The organism is Vagococcus entomophilus (assembly GCF_003987595.1).
In the GTDB taxonomy this organism is placed as follows: Bacteria; Bacillota; Bacilli; order Lactobacillales; family Vagococcaceae; genus Vagococcus_E; species Vagococcus_E entomophilus.
Genome location: NZ_NGJZ01000001.1, coordinates 576,525 through 597,812 on the forward strand (window position 1 = coordinate 576,525; position 21,288 = coordinate 597,812).

At 38.7% G+C, this 21,288-nt stretch carries 16 protein-coding genes; 13 read left to right on the top strand and 3 right to left on the bottom strand.

The features are described from left to right. Nucleotides 1-3 precede the first annotated feature (3 nt). Together CBF30_RS02635 and CBF30_RS02640 are read left to right on the top strand one after the other, a co-directional pair. Nucleotides 4-1,509, top strand: a complete 1,506-nt coding sequence (locus CBF30_RS02635) for a carboxypeptidase M32 (RefSeq protein WP_126822493.1) — start codon at nucleotides 4-6, stop codon at nucleotides 1,507-1,509. Nucleotides 1,510-1,651: 142 nt separating this feature from the next. After that, complete coding sequence (locus tag CBF30_RS02640; protein ID WP_126822495.1) at nucleotides 1,652-6,463, top strand: isopeptide-forming domain-containing fimbrial protein; 4,812 nt, start codon at nucleotides 1,652-1,654, stop codon at nucleotides 6,461-6,463. Between the two features lie 39 nt (nucleotides 6,464-6,502). Here CBF30_RS02640 and CBF30_RS02645 read toward each other — a convergent pair whose 3' ends face one another. Together CBF30_RS02645 and CBF30_RS02650 are read right to left on the bottom strand one after the other, a co-directional pair. Further along, a complete protein-coding gene (locus CBF30_RS02645) occupies nucleotides 6,503-7,069 on the bottom strand; it encodes a DNA-3-methyladenine glycosylase I (RefSeq protein WP_425469869.1) in 567 nt (188 codons plus the stop codon). Beyond that, nucleotides 7,050-7,472, bottom strand: coding sequence for a ribonuclease HI family protein (locus tag CBF30_RS02650; RefSeq protein ID WP_126822497.1), 423 nt, complete (start codon nucleotides 7,470-7,472; stop codon nucleotides 7,050-7,052). Before CBF30_RS02650 ends, CBF30_RS02645 begins: the two co-directional genes overlap by 20 nt. Nucleotides 7,473-7,565: 93 nt before the next feature. Here CBF30_RS02650 and CBF30_RS02655 point away from each other — a divergent pair, with 93 nt between their 5' ends. Then, nucleotides 7,566-7,997 (top strand): EbsA family protein, encoded by a 432-nt coding sequence (locus CBF30_RS02655; protein ID WP_126822499.1) that lies wholly within the window; start codon nucleotides 7,566-7,568, stop codon nucleotides 7,995-7,997. A gap of 75 nt (nucleotides 7,998-8,072) precedes the next feature. Here the strand turns inward: CBF30_RS02655 and CBF30_RS02660 are convergent, their stop codons facing one another. Continuing rightward, nucleotides 8,073-8,276 (bottom strand): cold-shock protein, encoded by a 204-nt coding sequence (locus CBF30_RS02660; protein WP_126822501.1) that lies wholly within the window; start codon nucleotides 8,274-8,276, stop codon nucleotides 8,073-8,075. Nucleotides 8,277-8,481: 205 nt separating this feature from the next. On the opposite strand from CBF30_RS02660, the gene CBF30_RS02665 reads away from it, so the two are divergent. The 10 genes from CBF30_RS02665 to carB all read left to right on the top strand — a co-directional run bounded on the left by CBF30_RS02665 (nucleotide 8,482) and on the right by carB (nucleotide 21,286). Next, the gene (locus CBF30_RS02665) at nucleotides 8,482-10,152 is read left to right on the top strand and encodes a formate--tetrahydrofolate ligase (protein WP_126822503.1); all 1,671 of its coding nucleotides are present in this window, start codon (nucleotides 8,482-8,484) and stop codon (nucleotides 10,150-10,152) included. A gap of 371 nt (nucleotides 10,153-10,523) precedes the next feature. Further along, nucleotides 10,524-11,222 (top strand): hypothetical protein, encoded by a 699-nt coding sequence (locus tag CBF30_RS02670; protein WP_126823743.1) that lies wholly within the window; start codon nucleotides 10,524-10,526, stop codon nucleotides 11,220-11,222. Between the two features lie 24 nt (nucleotides 11,223-11,246). Continuing rightward, entirely contained in the window at nucleotides 11,247-11,711 is a 465-nt protein-coding gene (gene lspA, locus CBF30_RS02675; protein WP_126822505.1) for a signal peptidase II, read from the top strand. Then, nucleotides 11,708-12,616, top strand: coding sequence for an RluA family pseudouridine synthase (locus tag CBF30_RS02680; RefSeq protein ID WP_126822507.1), 909 nt, complete (start codon nucleotides 11,708-11,710; stop codon nucleotides 12,614-12,616). Before lspA ends, CBF30_RS02680 begins: the two co-directional genes overlap by 4 nt. 203 nt (nucleotides 12,617-12,819) lie before the next feature. Continuing rightward, the gene (gene pyrR / locus CBF30_RS02685; protein ID WP_126822509.1) at nucleotides 12,820-13,353 is read left to right on the top strand and encodes a bifunctional pyr operon transcriptional regulator/uracil phosphoribosyltransferase PyrR; all 534 of its coding nucleotides are present in this window, start codon (nucleotides 12,820-12,822) and stop codon (nucleotides 13,351-13,353) included. Nucleotides 13,354-13,507: 154 nt separating this feature from the next. Continuing rightward, nucleotides 13,508-14,782 carry a solute carrier family 23 protein gene (locus CBF30_RS02690; protein WP_126822511.1) on the top strand — a complete coding sequence of 425 codons (1,275 nt, stop codon included), beginning with the start codon at nucleotides 13,508-13,510 and terminating at the stop codon, nucleotides 14,780-14,782. Nucleotides 14,783-14,809: 27 nt separating this feature from the next. Further along, nucleotides 14,810-15,736: an aspartate carbamoyltransferase catalytic subunit gene (locus tag CBF30_RS02695; RefSeq protein WP_126822513.1), complete on the top strand. Its 927-nt coding sequence runs from the start codon at nucleotides 14,810-14,812 to the stop codon at nucleotides 15,734-15,736. A gap of 2 nt (nucleotides 15,737-15,738) precedes the next feature. Then, nucleotides 15,739-17,031, top strand: a complete 1,293-nt coding sequence (locus CBF30_RS02700) for a dihydroorotase (protein WP_126822515.1) — start codon at nucleotides 15,739-15,741, stop codon at nucleotides 17,029-17,031. After that, on the top strand, nucleotides 17,028-18,107 hold the full coding sequence (locus tag CBF30_RS02705; RefSeq protein ID WP_126822517.1) for a carbamoyl phosphate synthase small subunit: 1,080 nt from the start codon (nucleotides 17,028-17,030) through the stop codon (nucleotides 18,105-18,107). Before CBF30_RS02700 ends, CBF30_RS02705 begins: the two co-directional genes overlap by 4 nt. Beyond that, nucleotides 18,107-21,286, top strand: coding sequence for a carbamoyl-phosphate synthase large subunit (gene carB, locus CBF30_RS02710; RefSeq protein WP_126822519.1), 3,180 nt, complete (start codon nucleotides 18,107-18,109; stop codon nucleotides 21,284-21,286). Before CBF30_RS02705 ends, carB begins: the two co-directional genes overlap by 1 nt. The last annotated feature ends 2 nt before the right edge of the window (nucleotides 21,287-21,288 follow it).

Sequence of the window (21,288 nt, forward strand, 5' to 3'; positions counted from 1 at the left end):
GGTATGGGAACAAAAGAAAAAGAATTTTTAACTTATTTAAAAGAAATTGCGCTAATCAACCAAGCTGGAAGTTTACTGGAATGGGATAGTCAAACTGGTATGCCACAAGCATCTGCTAATTACCGTGCGGAAGTTTCAAGCTATATCAGTGGGTTGTCATTTGATAAAAAAGTGAATCAAAAAATGCCAGAATTTATTGAGTTCTTTACCAATCATCCAGAAGAGTTAAGTGAATTTGGACAAGCGGTTTTCAAAAAGACTAAAGAAGAATACGATTTAGATCACAATATTCCGACTGAAAAATTTCAAGCTTACTCAAAAATTGTGTCACAAGCACATGCAGATTGGTTAGCTGCAAGAGATGCGCAGGATTTTCAAGTCTTTCAACCAACTCTTGAAAAAATTGTGGCAACGCTACGTGAGTTTATTCCACTTTGGCAAAAGGATGAAAAGACACCGTATGATGTTCTTTTGAGCCAATATGAACCAGGCATGACGACTGAAATTTTAGACCAAGTGTTTGATCAGGTACGTACGGGGATTATGGATATCCGTAAAGTTCTTGCAGAAAAAGGAACGGAGCCTAATACCGAATTTTTGACACGTTTTGTTTCAAAGGAACAGCAAAAAGAATTCGTGACTCAAGTAGTAACAGAGCTAGGGTATGATTTTTCCCGAGGAAGATTAGATGATACGGTTCATCCTTTCATGCTTGATCTGAACCGAAAAGATGCACGTATTACAACAAGATGGGATGAACATGATTTCGCAATGGCTACTTTTGGTGTTATCCATGAAGCAGGACATGGGATGTATGAACAAAATATTGATGAAAAATATGACTATACACCTCTTTCTGGTGGAACATCGATGGGAATTCATGAGTCACAATCCTTGTTTAACGAAATTATTATCGGAAGTAATCGTGAATTCTGGAAAAAACAATTCCCACTGTTACAAAAAATTACAGGAGATACCTTTAAAGATGTTGATTATAACACTTTTTATAACGGATTAAAGAAGACCCAAGCAAGTCTTGTACGGGTTGAAGCAGATACGCTTACATATCCTTTACACATTATTATCCGTTATGAAATTGAAAAAATGCTCTTCAATGGAGATCTAGAGGTAAGTGATCTGCCTAAGGTTTGGAATGATAAGTATCAAGAATACCTTGGTGTACAACCTGAAAATGATTTTGAGGGTGTCTTACAAGATGTTCATTGGTCTGGTGGGAGTTTTGGCTACTTCCCTTCTTATGCATTGGGTTATATGTATGCAGCACAGCTATTTCATGCAATGAGCAAAGAAATCGATGTGGATAGCGTCTTAGCATCGGATGATTATTCCCCAATTCGCAAGTGGTTAACTAAAAATATTCATCAGTATGGATCTTCTAGAAAGCCAAATCAATTAATTTTAGATGCCACAGGTGAAGCCTTAAATCCACAGTATCTATTGGATTATATGAAGAATGTGTATTATAAAGTTTATCAAATTAGCGAATAGAAGGACTATTTGTGATGGGAAGAAGAAGTTAGAAAATTTCTAACTTCTTTTTTTTGTTAAATCAATTGACAAAAGGTAAATATTTTTGAGATAATTAACACCTAAGTTCGAAAAAAGATCCAAAAATGAAAGAGGCGGTTTTATGAAAAAAAAGTGGTGTTTGGGGATTGGCTTAGTAGGGATTTCGTTGTTTCTGTCAATTGTTGTAACTTCGGCTCAAGTGTATTTGAAAAAAAATAGCCAAAAACAATCAATAACCATGATTGAAACGCCCATCACCAAACAAAAAAGAAGTCAATCCGTGCTACAAATTAAGTCAGTAAAAAGTGAGGTGATGGATGGAGTTGGTCAGATGGATGAGGAGGATGAGCCTGGATACGATGCTTCGAATAAAAATGGTCGAGTCAGAAGTTTTGATTCGGTTGTGTACCATTTATCACCCGTAATCACCTCTAGCAATCAAATAGACAAGTACACAAATATTGTTTACAAAATCACAGGAGACATTCAAAATGGCGTGTCTAGCTCTGGAAAAAGGCTCAATGCCAAGTTTAGTGCAGCAGACTTTGGTGTATTTGACCTAGCAAAGAAAACCTCTACCATGTCAGCCGAGTATAAAACAGATGGGAGTGGCAATGTCTTCACTTCCACGACTACTCCGACTTTTCCAATTTCCATGGAGGTCAAAGGGGCAACGAACAATACGAAATTGCGTTCCAGTTTTAAAATTCAGATAGTGTCTGCACAAAAAATGAATGATTCCGGACAAGCAGAAGGACCCGTAATTGACCTCACCAAAGAAAATGTCATCAAGCAAGTCGAATTTTCTCCAGTTATTGTCAGCTCAAAAGTAAATCTTTATGCTCGGATTGCACATCGTACGGATGGACAAAAAGATTTTAATCGAGCGACAGGTACGACCGATTATCCAGATTCAGATATTGGCTTTAGTGGTGTAGCACTTGGCATTAAACCTTTTCGTCAAGATAAGTCATTGAAAGGGGTATCTTTCCCAGATGAGAACCAAGACATTAATGTCAAAATAAACCAAAAAATAGCGTATAAAAAAAATGGGAGTAACACACAAAAGATTTTACAATTGGGTGAAGGAAAAGATCAGTTGCCATTATGGGTATTGAACTATGGCAATTTTCGTGCAGGTAACTTTACGCCCAATAATGTTCAAAATAATTTGTACAAAAATTATCTGCAACCGCAACATGATTATATCCAAGTCCCTTTTTCTTATGGTGCCAACTTAGAAGTTAACGACCGAGTCGTCTCTTCAGTATATAAAACGGGTGATATAAAAATGGAACGCTCAGAAAATAACGGATTTGTCATGAAGTTCAATCAATTTGAAATTTCCGATTATTTTCCCCAAACCAATTCTGGTGCTCAGGGTGGAGATTTTTATTATACAAACAGAAATATTTTGATGTTTGCCTCGGGAGGTATTGATTTTGTTCAACCCTATACTTACTTGACCAATCAAGCAAAATCAGATGGAACTCTTTATTACACAACTGAAATTGATGCAGTGGAGTATGTAGACGCAACAGAAAAGAAAGTACTCCTAAAAAGTGATGTGGCTTCCGCAACATGGAGTAGAACGGCGACCCCTAATGGACTTTTAAACTCTTTTATGCCATTGAAAGGAATCGGAAATCGGCAGTTTGGCACACAGATACAAGGATGGATTCCCTCGCATGATGGGGTCGCCACAACCAATCAAAAGTTGGAGGGCTGGGCGTATCTTGATTCTGGGGCGATAGGCTGGAGTGAAGCATTTACTTTTACAAGATGGAATCCAGCAGGATTAATCTATGATAAAACCAGGACGATTTCGTATATTCGGGATGTGGATGATATGGGGAAGGCCAATCAAGTGGTGGCAATGTACGGTATTAAAAAAAATAAGGTCTATCCAGCAGATGTTCTAAATAATGCAATTCCCGATGACTATAAATGGTATACAGACCTTTCACAGATTGTAGATGTTACACAGATATCTGCAATTAAGACACTTTATACACCCCCGTCTGGTCTATCAAACTCCACGATTCGGATTCGCTCAATATTGCCTTTACAAGTTGTGGGAAAGACAGGAGTAAAGGATGAGTTAGGCAACCCGTTTATCATCCTAAATACCAACTATGCAAAGTTTCATGACAGCTATCAGTCTAGTAACCGAAATCCGTATACCCCTTCGACGTATGATGAGCAAAGAAATGTAGTAAGTAGGGGGAACCAGACCTATGGGGATACCTTTTCTGTTGCTCCCTTCAATGTAACAATTGGGAAAACAACTGCAAATGGCTCTACTAACTTTAACAGTGGGAATAAAGTAGACTGGGTTTTAACACCGGATGTTTCAAGTAAAGCGGAGGGTGCCTTGCCCAAAATTGAATATGAAATCAGGGATGTTTTACCTAAAGGAATGCAGTATTTGGTTGGAAGTGCCAAGTTTGGCCATATAGCGCGAGAGCCAGATGACATTATTGAAAATACAAAAGGAGAGACACAGCTGATATGGAAAATGAAAGAGCAAACGATCAATGCACCAAAAGAAAAGCTGACCTATCAAACGAGGTTTAGACAAAGTCAGATATCTTTTGATGCGGGGGGGAATGGATTACTACAAACTAGTGCAGAAATTCTAGCAGAAGGCGACTCTACTGAGAAAATCCTTCGAACTTCAACAAAAGAAATTCTAGTGAAAAAAAGTTTGAGTTGGTCCATTGACAAAGAAGTAAATTTTAAGTATCTAGAGTCCGCACATTCAGAGCTTGAATATACATTGACTGTTTACAATGGGACAGCTGCTGATATGCAAGAAGTTAAATTGCTGGATATATTACCGCAAAATAACTATTTAAATTCTCATATTTCGGGGAAATACTATTTAAAAGATGCCACACTTCCAGATGGGAATTGTCAAATATACTACACAGAAAGTAGCATTGATCCAACCGTTGATCCGCAAAACATCCAACCACAGACAGACCCCAATTGGAAAATCTTTCATTCAAATAAAAAGGAAAAAGTGGCTGCCAAAAGCATTTTGTATGTCTTCGATAAGGTAGCAAATGAACAACAAATTCCTGTTAAGTTCACGTTGCAATTAGACAATATGAAGCCAGGAGATGTTTTAAATAATCGAGTAGTAGGGAACTCTAGTCGTGGTGTTTCGGCTGAATCTAATATTCATTCGACTGCAGTCATAAATAGAAGCATTCGAGGAAATGTGTGGTATGACGTCAATTATGATGGAGAGCGTTCATTGGCCGAACCTGTTTATACCAAAATGCCCGTTTATGTATATCAAGTACTGGCTACAGGTCAGCTCAACACACTTGAAATGAACCAGCGAGGAGAACCTCTAGTCAGCAGTTCGGGTGCCTCACTTATTAAAACAGATTCACTAGGGAACTACCAAATCGATGCACTCCCGTCTGGGGATTACGTTGTGGGATTTGGAGTGAAAGAGCAAATAGACAATAAAGAGCTTTATATCACAAAGCCAGAAGCTAAAGATGTCCTTTCAACGCACAGTAGCAAAGTGAGTCTCACCCAAACTTTTAACAATACCATCCTAACCCCTATTGAAAAGAAATATCATTTGCCAACAGCTTTAGAAACAACAACTGCGAACTTTATTCAAGATTATGTTCATTTAGGCGTCTTAAAGGACCCAGAAATCACTATTCAGAAGAATATTTACAAATTGGACGAGAATGGTCAGAAAATAGAGCTCCACCAAACGGATAGTCGAGTGGGAGAAAGACTCTATTACGAGCTTACTCTTCAAAATACTCAAGATTATTCCATGCTTCAACAGATTAAAATTCAGGAAAAATTACCACCCGGATTTGCTTATCAACTCGGCAGTTTGATGATTAACAGAGGAGAGGAATCACAAAGTAGCTTGCCAGATGCTTCTTTTTCCAACAATGAGCTTTTACTTAAGAATTTAGTGTTAGGTTCTAAAGAAGTGATGCATCTTTCATTCCAAGTGCTAGTCACTCCAGAAGCCTCAGGAAAGATGGCGAATCAAACCACGATTTCAGGACAGTCTGTCAAAGGAAACTATAAAGAAAAGACGAAACTGATTGAAACTACGGTGTCTCCATTAGCCAAAATAAGTAAAACAGCCAACACGAAAATAGTGAAAATTGGGGAGGAAATCACCTATACGTTACAAATTGAAAATGAACAAGGGGGAGGAAACTGGCAAAAAATACAACTACAAGATGTTTTGCCAAAAGAATTATCGTATCAAGCCAGTAGCACTAAGGTTGATGGCGTTACTGTAGCTGATAAGGAGATTTGGCAAGGGAACATTTTGACTTTTAAATGGAATCAACTATATTCAAATGAGAAAAAAATCCTGACCTTTAGAGCAAAGGTGAAAAATATCGATTCGCAGTTTGAGATTAAAAATTCAGCGGTAGTTCATGGCGTGGATCGAGATCAAAAGAACTATGAAGTAAAGAGCCAGTTGATCCTAGCCACAAAATATGTCCGTCTTTATTTACGTCAAGTGGTGGAGCAATCAAATCTAGAGCTTGTACCGCCAATACAAGGATTTGTTTGGGCGCGGAACTCTTCTATACCTTCTAAACAAGTTTTTAAAGAGTACGCACTCAAAGTAAATTCTATTTCTAAAGAGCAACAAATGGAAAATAATTTTTCTAAGGAACTTTTATGGATGGATGGGGAGAAACCACAAGTTAAAATCCAATTACTTGTACCGGAGTATTTTACGTATACCGGCTATACAGCGAGTGAGGATTTTAGGAGACAGATGTACAAGAAGATGGACATAGAGCAAGCAACGATTCATTTTGGCACTCAAAGAGAGAAATATGTGACCCTTTATATAAAAGGCAATACAGAGCAGCCAGCACCCTATTCTTGGGCATATAAGTTGCCTTTTCATCAGTTAAAATAAGTTCAGAAAAACGCTAACAAAACTGTTAGCGTTTTTTTATTACATAGACTTGAAACAGGTGCTTAAATGATCATCAAGGACGCCAATTGCCTGTAAGTAAGAATAGATAATGGTTGGTCCAACAAAGTTAAAGCCCCGTTTTTTCATATCTTTACTAATCTTTTCAGATAGCGGACTACTAGAGGGTACTTCCTCTTTTGTTTTCCATTTGTTGTGAATCGTTTTTTGACTTGTAAAGTGCCAAATATAGGCATCAAAAGAGCCATATTCTTTTTGAACAGCTAAGAAGGCTTGGGCATTTTTGATGGTCGCATTGATTTTTAAACGATTTCGAATAATTCCTGGATTTTGCATAAGGTGATGTATTTTTTCGTCGTCATAATGCTGGATAACGTTAGGGTCAAAGGAGTCAAAAGCAACATAAAAATCATCCCATTTTTTGAGGATAGTATACCAGCTTAGTCCTGCTTGCATTCCTTCTAAAATTAAAAAAGCAAACAAGGCCTCTTCGTCGTGTTTTGGGACACCCCAGACGTTATCGTGATACGCAATCTCCAACTCTTTTGTTGCCCAAGAGCAGCGATTTTTAGCTTCTTCTCTCATCATTTAATTCCTTTCTGGCTTTATTCAGACCTTGTCTAGCTAAGTGGTCTGCTCCTTTATTTTGGCTTTCAGGGATCCATTTGCACAAAAACAATTCATAGTTCTTTGTCAGTGAGTGAATTTTTTCTAAATAGGTATTAAAACACGCTTGTTTGCTATACTCTTTTTCGATTGTTTGAGCAACAATTTTACTATCTGTAAATAAAAAAACAGTTTGCTTTGGTAAATCCCTCTTATTTACATAGTCGAGTGCCAGAATTACGGCTTCAAACTCAGCTTCGTGATTGGTTAAAATAGGTAGTGGGAAATGGAGCTGTTCGTAAAGGCCATCGCCTAATAGGATTATGCCTGCGCCACTGGGTCCTGGATTTCCTTTAGTCGAAGCATCAGTATAAATTTTTAACATTTCTTTTACTTCCTTCGTCTATTCGTTTTCTTTTTTTTATGCTAGTATAGTAGTAGATTAAATAATGAAAATAATAAAGAGTGAGGATGCATTGTGGGAAACAAAAAAAACAAGTCAATCTATAAATATCAACCAGAGTTGTATTTAAGTATCATCTTTTGGTCGTTAACGTTTGGGATTCTTTTTATTGGGATTGTCGGTTTATTCGAAGAAACTGCACTCAACCTATTTAGTGTTGTGATGTTTGTCTTATTTTTATTTGTTTTTTGGTTAGGCAACACAAGACGCTTGGTTGTGACACAGGAGCAGATCAAACAGCATGCAATTTTAAAGCGGAATTGTAAAGTTAACATGCTATCGGATTTTGAAACATTGAGTATTGGCCGAAAAGGCGTGACCTTAACCCACAAAAATGGAGAAACATTCAGCTATTTAATGAAAGATAAGACCAAAGAATTATTTGTTCAAAAACTGAAAAAAAATCCTCTTTTTTCAGCTAAAATTGTTGGATTCAAGCAAGAGTAATACATAGTGCATAGAAGCGATAAAATTAGAAAAAGAGAAGGGAGAACTTATTAAAGTGACCTTCTCTTTTTTTATTTAATTTTTAATTACCTGAACGTGGGATGCTTGTAATCCACGAATTCCTTCACTAATTTCAAACATGACTGAATCGTTTTCATTAAGATTTTTAAAACCTTCTTGTTCAATGCTAGTAAAATGAACAAAAATTTCTTCTTGTTCTTCATAAGAAATAAAGCCATACCCTTTTTTGGTATCGAACCATTTAACTTTTCCTTCCATTGAAAAAAAACCTCCAGTCTTTTACAATAAACCTAAGGAAACGGTTTTCTTCATTATATGATGTTATGACCCAAAAATCAAACAATACTAGTGTTGCAAATAAATTTTGGAGTAGACATTCACGAAATAGAAGGTATAATTGAAATAAACATGAATAAAAACCGATTTTCACATAAAATCGTTCGCTTTTAGAAAGGGTGTTGGGATGAAAACAGATATCGAAATTGCGCAAGAATCAAAAATGAAAACCATACAAGAGGTTGCAGAAACGATTGAACTGACTGAAAATGACTTGGACGTATACGGGAAATATAAAGCTAAAATTAATTTCTCAGCGATGGAGCGTTCTAAAAGCCGGGAAGATGGGAAATTAATTTTAGTCACTTCTATCAATCCAACTCCTGCTGGTGAAGGAAAATCAACGGTTACAATTGGATTAGGCGATGCCCTTAATGCTTTAAATAAGCAAACGATGATTGCGTTAAGAGAGCCTTCGTTAGGTCCAGTAATGGGCATTAAAGGTGGGGCAACAGGTGGTGGTTTGGCTCAGGTTGTTCCAATGGAAGATATTAACTTACATTTTACTGGAGACATGCATGCCATTACGACGGCAAATAATGCTTTGTCTGCGTTGATTGATAATCATATTCAACAAGGCAACCAGTTGGATTTGGATCCTCGAAGAATTTTATGGAAACGGGTCTTAGATTTAAATGATCGTTCGTTAAGACAAGTAATTGTTGGGTTAGGAGGCCCTATCCAAGGAACTCCACGAGAAGATGGGTTTGATATTACGGTGGCAAGCGAAATTATGGCGATTCTTTGTTTGGCAACAAGCATTGAAGATTTGAAGCTGAGATTATCTCAGATCATGGTTGGGTTTACCTATGATCGAAAACCGGTTTGTGTAGGTGATTTAAAGATTGAAGGGGCCCTTGCGCTACTTTTGAAAGAAGCACTGCAGCCAAATTTAGTTCAGACGCTGTTCCATACGCCAACGTTCGTCCATGGCGGACCGTTTGCGAATATCGCTCATGGCTGTAACAGTATTTTAGCGACCAAAACTGCGCTCAAACTAGCGGACTATGTTGTGACGGAAGCAGGGTTTGGGGCTGATTTAGGCGGAGAAAAATTCTTAGATATCAAGGTTCCCGCTTTGGATAAAGCTCCGGACACAGTCGTTATCGTGGCGACAATTCGCGCATTGAAAATGCATGGCGGTGTCTCTAAAGATTTATTGCAAGAAGAAGATACAGTTGCCTTAGAAAAAGGATTTTCAAATCTACAAAAGCATATAGAAAGCATGCAACGGTACCAGGTCCCAGTGGTCGTCGCTATTAATGAATTTGTCACAGATACAGAATCTGAAAAAAACTTACTGGTTCAATTGTGTGAGAATTTAGGAGTCAAGGTAGCAAGAACAAATGTCTGGGGGCTTGGAGCAGATGGCGGGAAAGAGCTGGCACAGTTGGTTCTAAAAGCAATTGAAGAGAATACCAACACGTTTGCCCCTTTATATGCAGAACAAACTCCTCTTTTAGAAAAAGTCGAAGCAGTAGTTAAACAGATTTACGGAGGAGAGAGTGTGGTACTTTCTACTAAAGCAGAAAAGCAGTTAGCCCAGTTGAAACAATACGGTTGGGACCTTTTACCGGTCTGCATGGCAAAAACGCAATATTCTTTAGCGGATGATGCAAGCTTGATTGGACGTCCAAGAAACTTTTCGATTCATATTCGTGAGTTTATTCCCAAACTAGGAGCTGGATTTATTGTCGCGTTGACCTCAGACGTGATGACGATGCCAGGGCTTCCGAAAAAACCAGCGGCTCTTAATATGGATGTAACAAACGACGGAAAAGCGATTGGACTGTTCTAAATGTAACAAAATATTACAATCATAATAAATTTTAGTTAAAACGAAGACAAGTTGTTACATTTTTCTCACAAATTACGTATACTAGACGTATGTTAGCAAGTCATTCGTAGGGAAGTGTCGAGAGTATGAAGGTGTTCTCCTCCATGGTTTTTAAATCTGGGTATTATATCGGGCGTGTTTTTATTTATTTTCCGTCGATTGTAAGGCAATCTGTCTCTTCTTTAAAAGTATTAGACAAGTTAGAGGCCAAAAAAATCGAGCACAAAAGAGTTAGGTAAAAAGTGGGGCTTTTTACTTAGCTCTTTTTATTATATACTTAAGGTTGCGGATTTCATGATAGCTAAGAGTGTAAGATGAATGGAGTGGGAGTAATGGGGGAAAAGGCAGAGTTGTTTTTGACAACTTTTAACCGTATTGAAAAGTGGCTACAAGATCAACTGAACAATCCGAGTAGTATGGGATTTAGTGAGATGACTAGGCGACTCGCAAAAAGAACAGATACTCTAGTGGATGAGTATGAGGAGGACTTACTTCAGCTTGCCCATCTAAGAAACGCAATTGTCCATGATCGGATTTCTCCTGATTTTGTGATTGCTGAGCCCAATGATTGGGCGGTAAATAAAATTTTAGCGATTGAGGCACACTTAACCTCTCCAGAAAGGGTTACGCCAAGATTCGCTAAGCCAGTTACTGGTTTTGAAGAAAATACGGCGTTGACCAAAATTTTGGCGATTACTGCAAGTAAGTCTTATTCCCAGTTCCCAATTTATCGACAAGGAGATTTTCTTGGCTTGATTACAGTGCAGGGGTTAGGTTTTTGGCTGGCAAATCAAAATCAAAAAGGATCTATTGAGCTAAAAGGAAAAGTAGCGAAAGATATTTTAGCTAATGAAAAAAGAAGGGAAAATTATGCGTTTGTGTCAGCAGATACATACAGTTTTCAGGCGTTGAGAATTTTTCTTAATAATCCAAGAATTGAAGCAATTTTGATCACAAAGGATGGAAATTCTTCTGGGAATTTACTAGGGATTATTCGACCAAATGATGTGTATTTTTTAGAAAAAAAATGAATATAAGAAAGAGGATATGAATAAATGATAGGGTATTTAGTGATTTCGCTGATTATTGTGATACTAGATCAAGCTTCTAAATTTTGGGTTGTTAAAAATTTGGACTTGGGTGAGCAAATTTTCAACCAAAATGGATTGATTTCTATTACACATATTCGAAATAATGGTGCTGCTTGGAGTATACTTGAGGGACAGATGTGGTTCTTTACGGTGATCACCATTGTAGCCGTTGTGGTCGTGCTTTATTTATTATATAGAAACATAAACCAGAGCAAGTGGCTAACGGTAGGTTTGTCGCTAATTTTAGGTGGTGCACTTGGGAATTTTATTGATCGTATTCGTTTAGGGTATGTAGTAGATATGATTCAAATCGATTTTTTTAGATTTCCGATTTTTAATTTGGCGGATACAGCCCTTTCGCTCGGAGTAGTTTGTATTTTAATTTATGTATTACTAGATGAAAAAAAGAATAAACAGGTGATGAAATGACAGAACAAATCAAGTTTACAGCAACAACTATCTTAGGTAGAGCAGATAAGGTGATAGCTGAAACCTATAGGGAGTATACTCGTTCACAAGTTCAGCAGTGGTTAAAAGCTGGCTTTGTTCGAGCAAATGAGGACGTGATTAAGGCCAATTACAAAGTAAAAAGTGGAGATGTACTCCAAGTAACGATCCCTAAGCCAGAACCCCTAGACCTAGTTGCGCAAGATATTCCGTTGCCGATAGTCTTTGAAGATGAAGAGTTGGTGGTGGTGAATAAACCTCAAGGGATGGTTGTCCACCCCTCTGCAGGACATCCAAATGGGACGATGGTCAATGCATTGTTGTATCATGTGAAACAATTATCTGGGATTAACGATGTGATTCGCCCAGGAATCGTCCATCGAATCGACAAAGATACTTCTGGGTTACTCATGGTTGCTAAAAATGATCAGGCTCATATTGCGCTTGCACAGCAATTGAAAGATAAGACATCTATGCGTAAATATGTTGCGCTTGTACATGGCGAAATTCCGCATGAAAAAGGGACAATAGATGCTCCGATTGGACGTTCGAAAACAAATCGAAAAATGCAGGCAGTAATTGAAAATGGGAAAGCTGCGGTAACTCATTTTCAAGTTTTGCAACGCTTTAAAGAGTACACCCTTATCGAATGTCAGCTTGAAACAGGGCGCACTCATCAGATAAGGGTCCATATGCGTTACATTGGGTATCCTTTGGCTGGGGATCCTTTGTACGGTCCTAAAAAAACTTTGGCAGGAAACGGTCAATTTTTACATGCGAAAGTGTTAGGATTTAAACATCCAACGACAAATGAATGGCTGATTTTTGAGGTTCCTCTTCCAGAACTCTTCCAAAAAACTTTAAAAAATTTAGAGGAAAAAGATTGATTTTATTAAGAAAACGCGTTATGATGACTTAGAAAATAAATCCTTTAAGAATAGTCCAGAGAGGCTAAGAAGGAATGAAGAGACAGTTTGCGGTGCAAATATGTCCAGATACATACACTGTATGCTCATTCCTCCTGCCTGTCATAGGTAGGAGTTTTTTATTGTAAATTCTAAAGGAAATCTTGTAGTTGGAGGAATCTAAAATGCATGAAAAAGAAGTGGTAGATGCGGTAACAATGAAACGAGCGCTTACAAGAATTACATACGAAATCATTGAAAGAAACAAAGGAATCCAAGATATCGTATTGGTTGGAATTAAAACTAGAGGTATTTATATTGCACAAAGAATTGCCGAACGCTTAAAGCAATTAGAACAAATCGATGTTCCAGTGGGAGAGCTAGATATCACACTTTACCGAGATGATTTGGGAGAAAAAGCGAGCGAAGCAACCGTTAATGACTCGTCAATTCCAACAAGTATTGAAGGCAAGCAAGTGATTTTGATTGATGATGTACTTTATACTGGGAGAACTATTCGTGCGGCACTCGATGCGGTGATGGATTTTGGGCGTCCTGAAAAAATTTCATTAGCTGTATTAGTAGATAGAGGGCACAGAGAACTACCTATTCGTGCAGATTTTGTTGGGAAAAACATTCCGACTTCTAAAGAAGAAGAAATTACGGTTGAAATGGAAGAAATTGATAACATTGATCGTATTTGTATTTTGAAAAATTAAATAGTTGCTTTTTAACTGAGTACAGAGAGACTGAGAAAAGCTTGATTTCAAGAAAGACGGATGGAAGAAATCCGGGAGTTCTTGATCTTTTGCCAAACCTCGTTTCTAAATAGAACGAGGATTTTTTTTCCAAAAATTTTGAAGGAGCGATAAGATGGAACAAGAATTTAGAAATGAAGAGGTTGTTTTAGATATACACGACAAACCACAGCCGTTACAGTGGTTAGGACTAAGTTTACAGCATTTATTTACAATGTTTGGTGCAACGGTTTTGGTTCCCATTTTAGTTGGAATCGATCCAGGAATTGCTCTCTTAAGTTCAGGGATCGGAACACTTGTGCATATGGCGATTACAAAAGGAAAAATTCCAGCTTATCTTGGAAGTAGTTTTGCTTATATTACAGCAATGAAATTATTGAATCAGTCTTCTGGATATGAAGCAATTGCACAAGGTGCCATTGCAACAGGACTTATTTATGTCATCGTCTCTTTATTAGTAAAGAAGTTTGGTGCGAACTGGATTGATAAAATTTTGCCTCCTGTTGTTGTAGGACCGGTCATCATGGTAATTGGTCTTGGGCTGGCAGCCAATACGGCAAATCAAGCGATGTATGATCACAACGTGTATAGCCCCAAATTTATAGTGGTCGCGCTAATTACACTTGCAGTAACACTATTCTTCAATATGTATCTAAAAGGATTTTTAGGACTTATCCCGATTTTATTGGGCATTATCGTAGGGTATGTGGTTGCACTTGCTTTTGGAATTGTTGATGTCGAACCCATCAAACAAGCAGCGTGGCTTTCTCTCCCAAATTTTGAAGTTCCTTATGTCAATTATCATCCGACTTTGCACCTTGGTGCAATTCTGACTATGGCGCCAATTGCGTTTGTGACCATGACGGAACATTTGGGGCACCTAATGGTTTTAAATAAATTAACAAAACGAGATTTTTTCAAAGATCCTGGACTTTCGCGAACGATTATGGGAGATGGGGTTGCTCAAATGACGGCTGGCTTAATTGGTGGACCTCCTGTTACGACTTATGGTGAAAATATTGGGGTGCTAGCCATTACCCGTGTGCATAGTGTCTATGTAATTGGTGGAGCAGCTGTGCTAGCAATTCTTCTAGGATTTGTTGGGAAAATTACTGCGCTCATTCATAGTATTCCTAATCCCGTGATTGCGGGTGTCAGTTTTATCCTGTTTGGAGTGATTGCTTCTAGTGGCTTAAAAATTATTGTAGACAACAAGATTGATTTTGACAAAAAACGTAACCTACTGATTGTGTCAGTGATTTTAGTTGTTGGAATCGGAGGGTTAACCTTCAACTTTGGAGCGCTCGCACTCGAGGGGATGGCACTTGCAACAATCTTTGGTGTCCTGATGAATGCAATACTACCCCAAGTTGCTAAAAGTGAAGAATAGACAGAACTGAGTCAAAGGAGGAGCAAAATGATCATTACATCTGAAAAAATCAGCTTAAAACATTTGCTGACGGTTGAAGTGTTAAGCAATCAAGAAGTGCTAGGTTTAATTAAACGAGCACAAGAGTTTAAACAAGGTGCAACCTGGCAGCCGAAGAAAAAACAATATTTTGTTGCAAACTTATTTTTTGAAAATAGTACGCGAACACATAAGAGTTTTGAAGTGGCAGAAAAGAAGTTAGGCGTTGATGTAATTGAGTTTGATGCCTCAAGTAGCTCAGTCAGTAAAGGTGAATCGCTTTATGATACAGTTCTGACAATGTCTGCAATTGGGATGGACGCTGTAGTCATTCGGCATAGTGATGAAAATTATTACCATTCGTTGATTGATAGTAAAACAATTGGGTGCTCTATTATCAACGGAGGAGATGGCAGCGGGCAACATCCTTCTCAGTGCTTGCTTGACCTATTAACGATTTATGAAGAGTTTGGACGATTTGAAGGTCTCAAAGTAGCAATTGTTGGAGACATTCAACATTCGCGTGTCGCAAAATCAAATATGCAGCTTTTAAAACGGTTAGGCGCAGAAATTTATTTCTCAGGTCCTAAAGAGTGGTATGAAGAAAAGTATGAAGCGTTCGGTCACTATCTAGCATTAGATGAACTTGTTGAAATAGTGGACGTCATGATGATGCTACGAGTACAGCATGAGCGACATGATACCAAAGAAAATTTTTCGAAAGAAGAGTATCACAAAACTTATGGTCTAACAGAAGAGCGAGCGAAAAAAATGAAAGAAACAGCAATTATTATGCATCCAGCTCCGGTTAATCGCGATGTTGAGCTGGCAGATCGCTTAGTTGAAAGTAAACAGTCTAGGATTGTTGAGCAGATGCATAATGGCGTATATATGCGGATGGCAATAGTAGAAGCCATCCTTGAAGGAAGGGTGTAAAAATGAATAAACTAATAAAAAACGGGAAAATGGTTGATAAAAACAATCAATTGGTCGATGTAGATTTATGGATTAAAGATCAAAAAATCAACGCGGTGGGTAGGAATTTTGAACAAACCGGCGTTCATTTTGACGAAGTATACGATGCACAAGGAGGGTTAATTACACCTGGACTAGTTGATGTGCATGTTCATTTTAGAGAACCAGGTTTTACCCACAAAGAAACGATTGAGACTGGGAGTAAAGCAGCTGCTCGGGGTGGGTTTACAACTGTGTGTGCCATGCCCAATCTTAACCCTGTACCCGATACAGCAGAAAAGCTAGTGAAAGTGCAAAAAATTATTGAACGAGATGCATGTGTAAAAGTTTTGCAATATGCTCCTATAACTGAAGAACTTCGAAGCGAGACACTGGTTAATTATCAAGCACTAAAAGATGCAGGGGCATTTGCTTTTACCAATGATGGTGTTGGAGTTCAAACAGCGGGTACAATGTATCTAGCTATGAAAGAAGCGGTGGCACTAAATATGGCCATTGTCGCACATACAGAAGATGAATCCTTACTATTTGGTGGTGTTATGCATAAAGGAAAAGTTTCTGAAAGTCTGGGACTTCCTGGGATTATGAACGCGACAGAAGCTTCTCAGATTGCTAGAGATGTAATCCTGGCTGAAGAAACGGGCGTTCACTATCACATTTGCCATGTTTCGACAGAAGCCAGCGTTCGCGTTATTCGGGATGCAAAAAAGGCGGGAATCCATGTAACCGCAGAAGTTTGTCCGCACCATTTAATTTTAACTGATGAAGATATCCCAGGAGACATTGGCAATTACAAGATGAACCCACCACTTAGAAGCAGTCGTGATCAAGCTGCTTTGATTGAAGGATTATTGGATGGAACCATTGACTGTATTTCCACCGATCACGCTCCTCACAGTCATGAAGAAAAGAATCAATCGATGCGAAAAGCAGCCTTTGGCATTGTTGGAAGTGAAACAGCCTTCTCATTGATGTATACGGAGTTTGTTGAAAAAGGCATCTTTACGTTAGAACAAGTAGTGGATTGGATGACGAAAAAGCCAGCTGAAGTTTTCAATCTTGAAGCAGGAACACTTCAAATCGGGGCAAATGCAGATATTGCTATCTATGATTTGAACCATAGTGAACCGATTGATGACCGAAAATTTGAGTCAAAAGCAAATAATACCCCATTTATCGGCAAAGAAGTGAAAGGCAATACCTTGATGACTTTTGTCAATGGTCAAAGAGTTTGGAGCAAGGAGGACAGTGAATGAAACGCTTATTAATATTAGAGGATGGAACTGTTTTTGAAGGAATTGGCTTTGGCGCTGACAGCAGCGTTACAGGTGAAGTTGTCTTTACTACAAGTATGACCGGGTATCAAGAAACGATTACGGATCAAAGTTTTAACGGTCAGATGATTACTTTCACGTATCCAATGGTTGGAAATTATGGCATTAATCGAGATGATTATGAGTCAATTGCACCTACTTGTAAAGGCGTAATTGTGAAAGAACATGCCCGCGTTGCCTCCAATTGGCGAAATACCATGACGCTCGATGAATTTTTAAAAAGAAAAGGAATTCCAGGAATATCCGGTATTGATACTAGGATGTTGACGAGAAAATTACGCTCAGTTGGAACCATGAGAGGGAGCATCATTGATGTTGTGCAAGATGTAGAACACGCCTTTGATCAATTGAAAGCCACGGTATTACCTCGTGATCAAGTGAAACAAGTTTCTACAACGAAGCCTTATCCAAGTCCTGGTATCGGTCGAAATGTCGTCGTTTTGGACTACGGATTAAAGCACAGTATTTTACGAGAGCTGAGCAAGCGCGAGTGTAATATTACGGTGCTGCCCTACAATACGGATGCACAAACAATCTTAGACTTGCATCCTGATGGGGTGATGTTAACCAATGGACCAGGAGATCCAAAAGATGTCCCAGAAGCCATTGAAACCATCCAAAAAATTCAAGGGAAAGTGCCAATTTTTGGTATTTGTTTGGGCCACCAACTATTTGCACTAGCAAATGGAGCCAATACATTCAAAATGAAATTTGGCCATCGTGGGTTAAACCATCCAGTCAAAGAAATTGCGACAGGAAAAATTGATTTTACGTCACAAAACCATGGATATGCGGTGGACGAGCGTTCCATTGATCCAGAAAAACTATTTGTGACACATATTGAACTAAATGATGGGACGGTTGAAGGGATTAGACACCGCCAATTTCCAGCTTTTACGGTTCAATTTCATCCGGATGCAGCACCCGGACCACATGATGCACTTCATCTCTTTGATGAATTTATGGAATTAATGGATGCATGGAAGGAGCAAGTTTAATGCCAAAAAGAACAGATATTAAAAAAATCATGGTGATTGGTTCAGGCCCAATTGTTATAGGGCAAGCCGCAGAGTTTGACTACGCTGGAACCCAGGCCTGTCTTGCTCTTAAAGAAGAAGGCTATGAGGTTGTACTTGTGAATTCTAATCCAGCTACGATCATGACAGACAAAGAAATCGCATCAAAGGTGTATATTGAGCCAATTACTTTAGAATTTGTTTCACGTATTTTAAGAAAAGAACGTCCAGATGCGCTACTTCCTACTTTAGGTGGACAAACTGGGTTGAACATGGCGATGGAGCTTTCAGAATCAGGAATATTGGATGAGCTAGAAATTGAATTACTCGGCACTAAGTTAAGCGCAATTGATCAAGCAGAAGATCGGGATTTGTTCAAAAAATTAATGGAAGAGTTAGAGCAACCCATACCAGAAAGTGACATTGTGCATACTGTAGAAGAAGCCCTTACATTTGCAGATAAAATCGGCTTTCCTGTGATTGTGCGACCAGCGTTCACACTTGGTGGAACAGGTGGAGGTATGTGTGATACAAAAGAGGAACTCATTGAAATTGCAACAAATGGGTTGAAACTCTCGCCCGTAACACAATGTCTAATTGAAAAAAGTATTGCAGGTTTTAAAGAAATTGAATACGAAGTGATGCGTGACTCCCATGATAACGCGATTGTCGTATGTAACATGGAGAATTTTGATCCAGTTGGGATTCATACGGGCGATTCGATTGTTTTTGCTCCTAGTCAAACCTTGTCTGATTATGAGTATCAAATGCTTAGAGATGCCTCATTAAAAATTATTCGCGCTTTGAAAATTGAGGGCGGATGTAACGTTCAACTGGCACTAGATCCACATAGCTTTGACTATTACGTCATTGAAGTCAATCCCCGCGTTAGTCGTTCCTCTGCACTTGCAAGTAAAGCAACAGGTTATCCAATCGCCAAACTTGCTGCCAAAATTGCAGTTGGCTTGACATTAGATGAGATGAAAAATCCTGTTACAGGAACGACTTATGCAGAGTTTGAGCCTGCGCTAGATTATGTAGTGTCCAAGATTCCACGTTGGCCATTTGATAAGTTTGAAAATGGAGAACGACGCTTAGGAACACAGATGAAGGCAACAGGAGAAGTGATGGCCATTGGTCGTAATATTGAAGAATCACTACTAAAAGCTGTTCGTTCTTTAGAAATTGGCACGTATCATAATGAAATAAAGGAATTAGAAGAGGTATCTGACGAAATTTTAACGGAAAAAATGGTTAAAGCTCAAGATGATCGCTTATTCTATGTTTCGGAGGCAATCCGTCGTGATTATCCAATCGAAGAGCTAGCAGAGTTAACCAAAATTGATTTGTTCTTTTTGGATAAGTTGCTACATATTGTTGAAATTGAAAAAGAACTTGCGGAAAATCCGGGTAGCATAGAATTGCTAAAACTTGCGAAACAAAATGGCTTTACCGATAAAAAGATTGCGGAGCTGTGGCAGATCGGTACAAATGAAGTAACGGAGATTCGCATGGCGCAAAAAATTCGACCTGTCTATAAAATGGTAGATACCTGTGCGGCTGAGTTTGAGTCCCACACTCCTTATTTTTATAGCACTTATGAGCAAGAAAATGAGAGCAAAGTCTCGAGTAAGGAATCCATCTTAGTGCTTGGTTCTGGTCCTATTCGGATTGGACAAGGCGTTGAATTTGACTATGCAACGGTCCATTCAGTCAAGGCCATTCAAGAAGCAGGGTATGAAGCGATTATTATGAATAGCAATCCCGAAACCGTTTCGACTGATTTTTCAATCTCTGATAAGCTTTACTTTGAACCTCTTACATTTGAAGATGTATTAAATGTGATCGAACTTGAAAAGCCAAGTGGTGTGATTGTCCAATTCGGTGGACAAACAGCAATCAACCTAGCAGAACCACTAAACAAGGCTGGTGTTAACATTATTGGTACGACCATTGAAGACTTGGACCGTGCCGAAAACCGTGATTTGTTTGAACAAGCATTGAAAGAGTTGAATATTCCTCAACCTCCAGGAGATACCGCAACAAGCGAGAGCGAAGCAGTAATAATTGCAGAGCGTATCGGATATCCCGTTTTAGTTCGGCCAAGCTATGTACTCGGGGGTCGCGCAATGGAAATCGTCGACAACAAGGCTGATCTTGAGAATTACATGCGCCATGCTGTCAAGGCTTCACCAGAACATCCAGTCTTGGTCGATCGTTACCTTGTAGGGAAAGAGTGTGAAGTAGATGCGATTAGTGATGGAAAAGATGTTTTGATTCCAGGAATTATGGAGCATATTGAGCGTGCGGGTGTTCATTCGGGCGATTCAATGGCCGTTTATCCACCACAGATTTTGTCGCAAGAAATTCAAGACACGATTGCAGATTATACTAAGCGCTTAGCTCTTGGGCTAAATTGTTTAGGCATGATGAACATCCAGTTTGTTATTCACGAAGGAAAAGTGTATGTGATTGAGGTAAATCCTAGAGCGAGCAGGACAGTTCCATTTTTAAGCAAAGTAACAGGTATCCCGATGGCTCAAGTAGCGACACAGTTAATTTTAGGGAAAACTTTACGAGAGCTGGGCTATAAAGATGGTTTGTATCCAGAAAGTCAGATGGTTCATATTAAAGCTCCAGTATTTTCTTTTGCAAAATTACAAAGAGTAGACACTTACTTGGGACCTGAGATGAAATCAACCGGTGAAGTTATGGGCAGTGATACAAATCTGGATAAAGCCATGTACAAAGTATTTGAAGCAAGTGGCTTACATTTGCCAGATTATGGTTCAGTTTTATTCACGATTTCGAACGATGCGAAAGCAGAAGCATTGGTTTTGGCTAAAAGATTTGTTGAGATTGGCTATACTTTAAGAGCAACCAAAGGCACTGCAGCATATTTCCGTACGCATAATCTTCAAGTCCATGAAGTGGCAAAAATCAGCGAGTCCTCTGAGCAAAACATTTTGGATATTATCCGAAAAGGCAAAGTTCAAGCAGTAGTGAATACGATGGATAAAACGCGGACACCAAGTTCAGAAGGATTTTTAGTTCGACGTGAAGCGGTGGAAAATGGTGTTTCGCTCTTTACCTCGCTCGATACAGCTAGTGCCATGCTTGGTGTTTTAGAATCACGTTCGTTTTCAACTTGTGAATTGTAATC

Excerpts from the sequence above, each read along its gene's own strand:
- CBF30_RS02635 (WP_126822493.1), top strand. The coding sequence starts at position 4 with ATGGGAACAAAAGAAAAAGAATTTTTAACTTATTTAAAAGAAATTGCG.
- CBF30_RS02640 (WP_126822495.1), top strand. The coding sequence starts at position 1,652 with ATGAAAAAAAAGTGGTGTTTGGGGATTGGCTTAGTAGGGATTTCGTTG.
- CBF30_RS02645 (WP_425469869.1), bottom strand. The coding sequence starts at position 7,069 with ATGATGAGAGAAGAAGCTAAAAATCGCTGCTCTTGGGCAACAAAAGAG.
- CBF30_RS02650 (WP_126822497.1), bottom strand. The coding sequence starts at position 7,472 with ATGTTAAAAATTTATACTGATGCTTCGACTAAAGGAAATCCAGGACCC.
- CBF30_RS02660 (WP_126822501.1), bottom strand. The coding sequence starts at position 8,276 with ATGGAAGGAAAAGTTAAATGGTTCGATACCAAAAAAGGGTATGGCTTT.
- CBF30_RS02665 (WP_126822503.1), top strand. The coding sequence starts at position 8,482 with ATGAAAACAGATATCGAAATTGCGCAAGAATCAAAAATGAAAACCATA.
- CBF30_RS02670 (WP_126823743.1), top strand. The coding sequence starts at position 10,524 with ATGGGGGAAAAGGCAGAGTTGTTTTTGACAACTTTTAACCGTATTGAA.
- lspA (WP_126822505.1), top strand. The coding sequence starts at position 11,247 with ATGATAGGGTATTTAGTGATTTCGCTGATTATTGTGATACTAGATCAA.
- CBF30_RS02680 (WP_126822507.1), top strand. The coding sequence starts at position 11,708 with ATGACAGAACAAATCAAGTTTACAGCAACAACTATCTTAGGTAGAGCA.
- pyrR (WP_126822509.1), top strand. The coding sequence starts at position 12,820 with ATGCATGAAAAAGAAGTGGTAGATGCGGTAACAATGAAACGAGCGCTT.
- CBF30_RS02690 (WP_126822511.1), top strand. The coding sequence starts at position 13,508 with ATGGAACAAGAATTTAGAAATGAAGAGGTTGTTTTAGATATACACGAC.
- CBF30_RS02695 (WP_126822513.1), top strand. The coding sequence starts at position 14,810 with ATGATCATTACATCTGAAAAAATCAGCTTAAAACATTTGCTGACGGTT.
- CBF30_RS02700 (WP_126822515.1), top strand. The coding sequence starts at position 15,739 with ATGAATAAACTAATAAAAAACGGGAAAATGGTTGATAAAAACAATCAA.
- CBF30_RS02705 (WP_126822517.1), top strand. The coding sequence starts at position 17,028 with ATGAAACGCTTATTAATATTAGAGGATGGAACTGTTTTTGAAGGAATT.
- carB (WP_126822519.1), top strand. The coding sequence starts at position 18,107 with ATGCCAAAAAGAACAGATATTAAAAAAATCATGGTGATTGGTTCAGGC.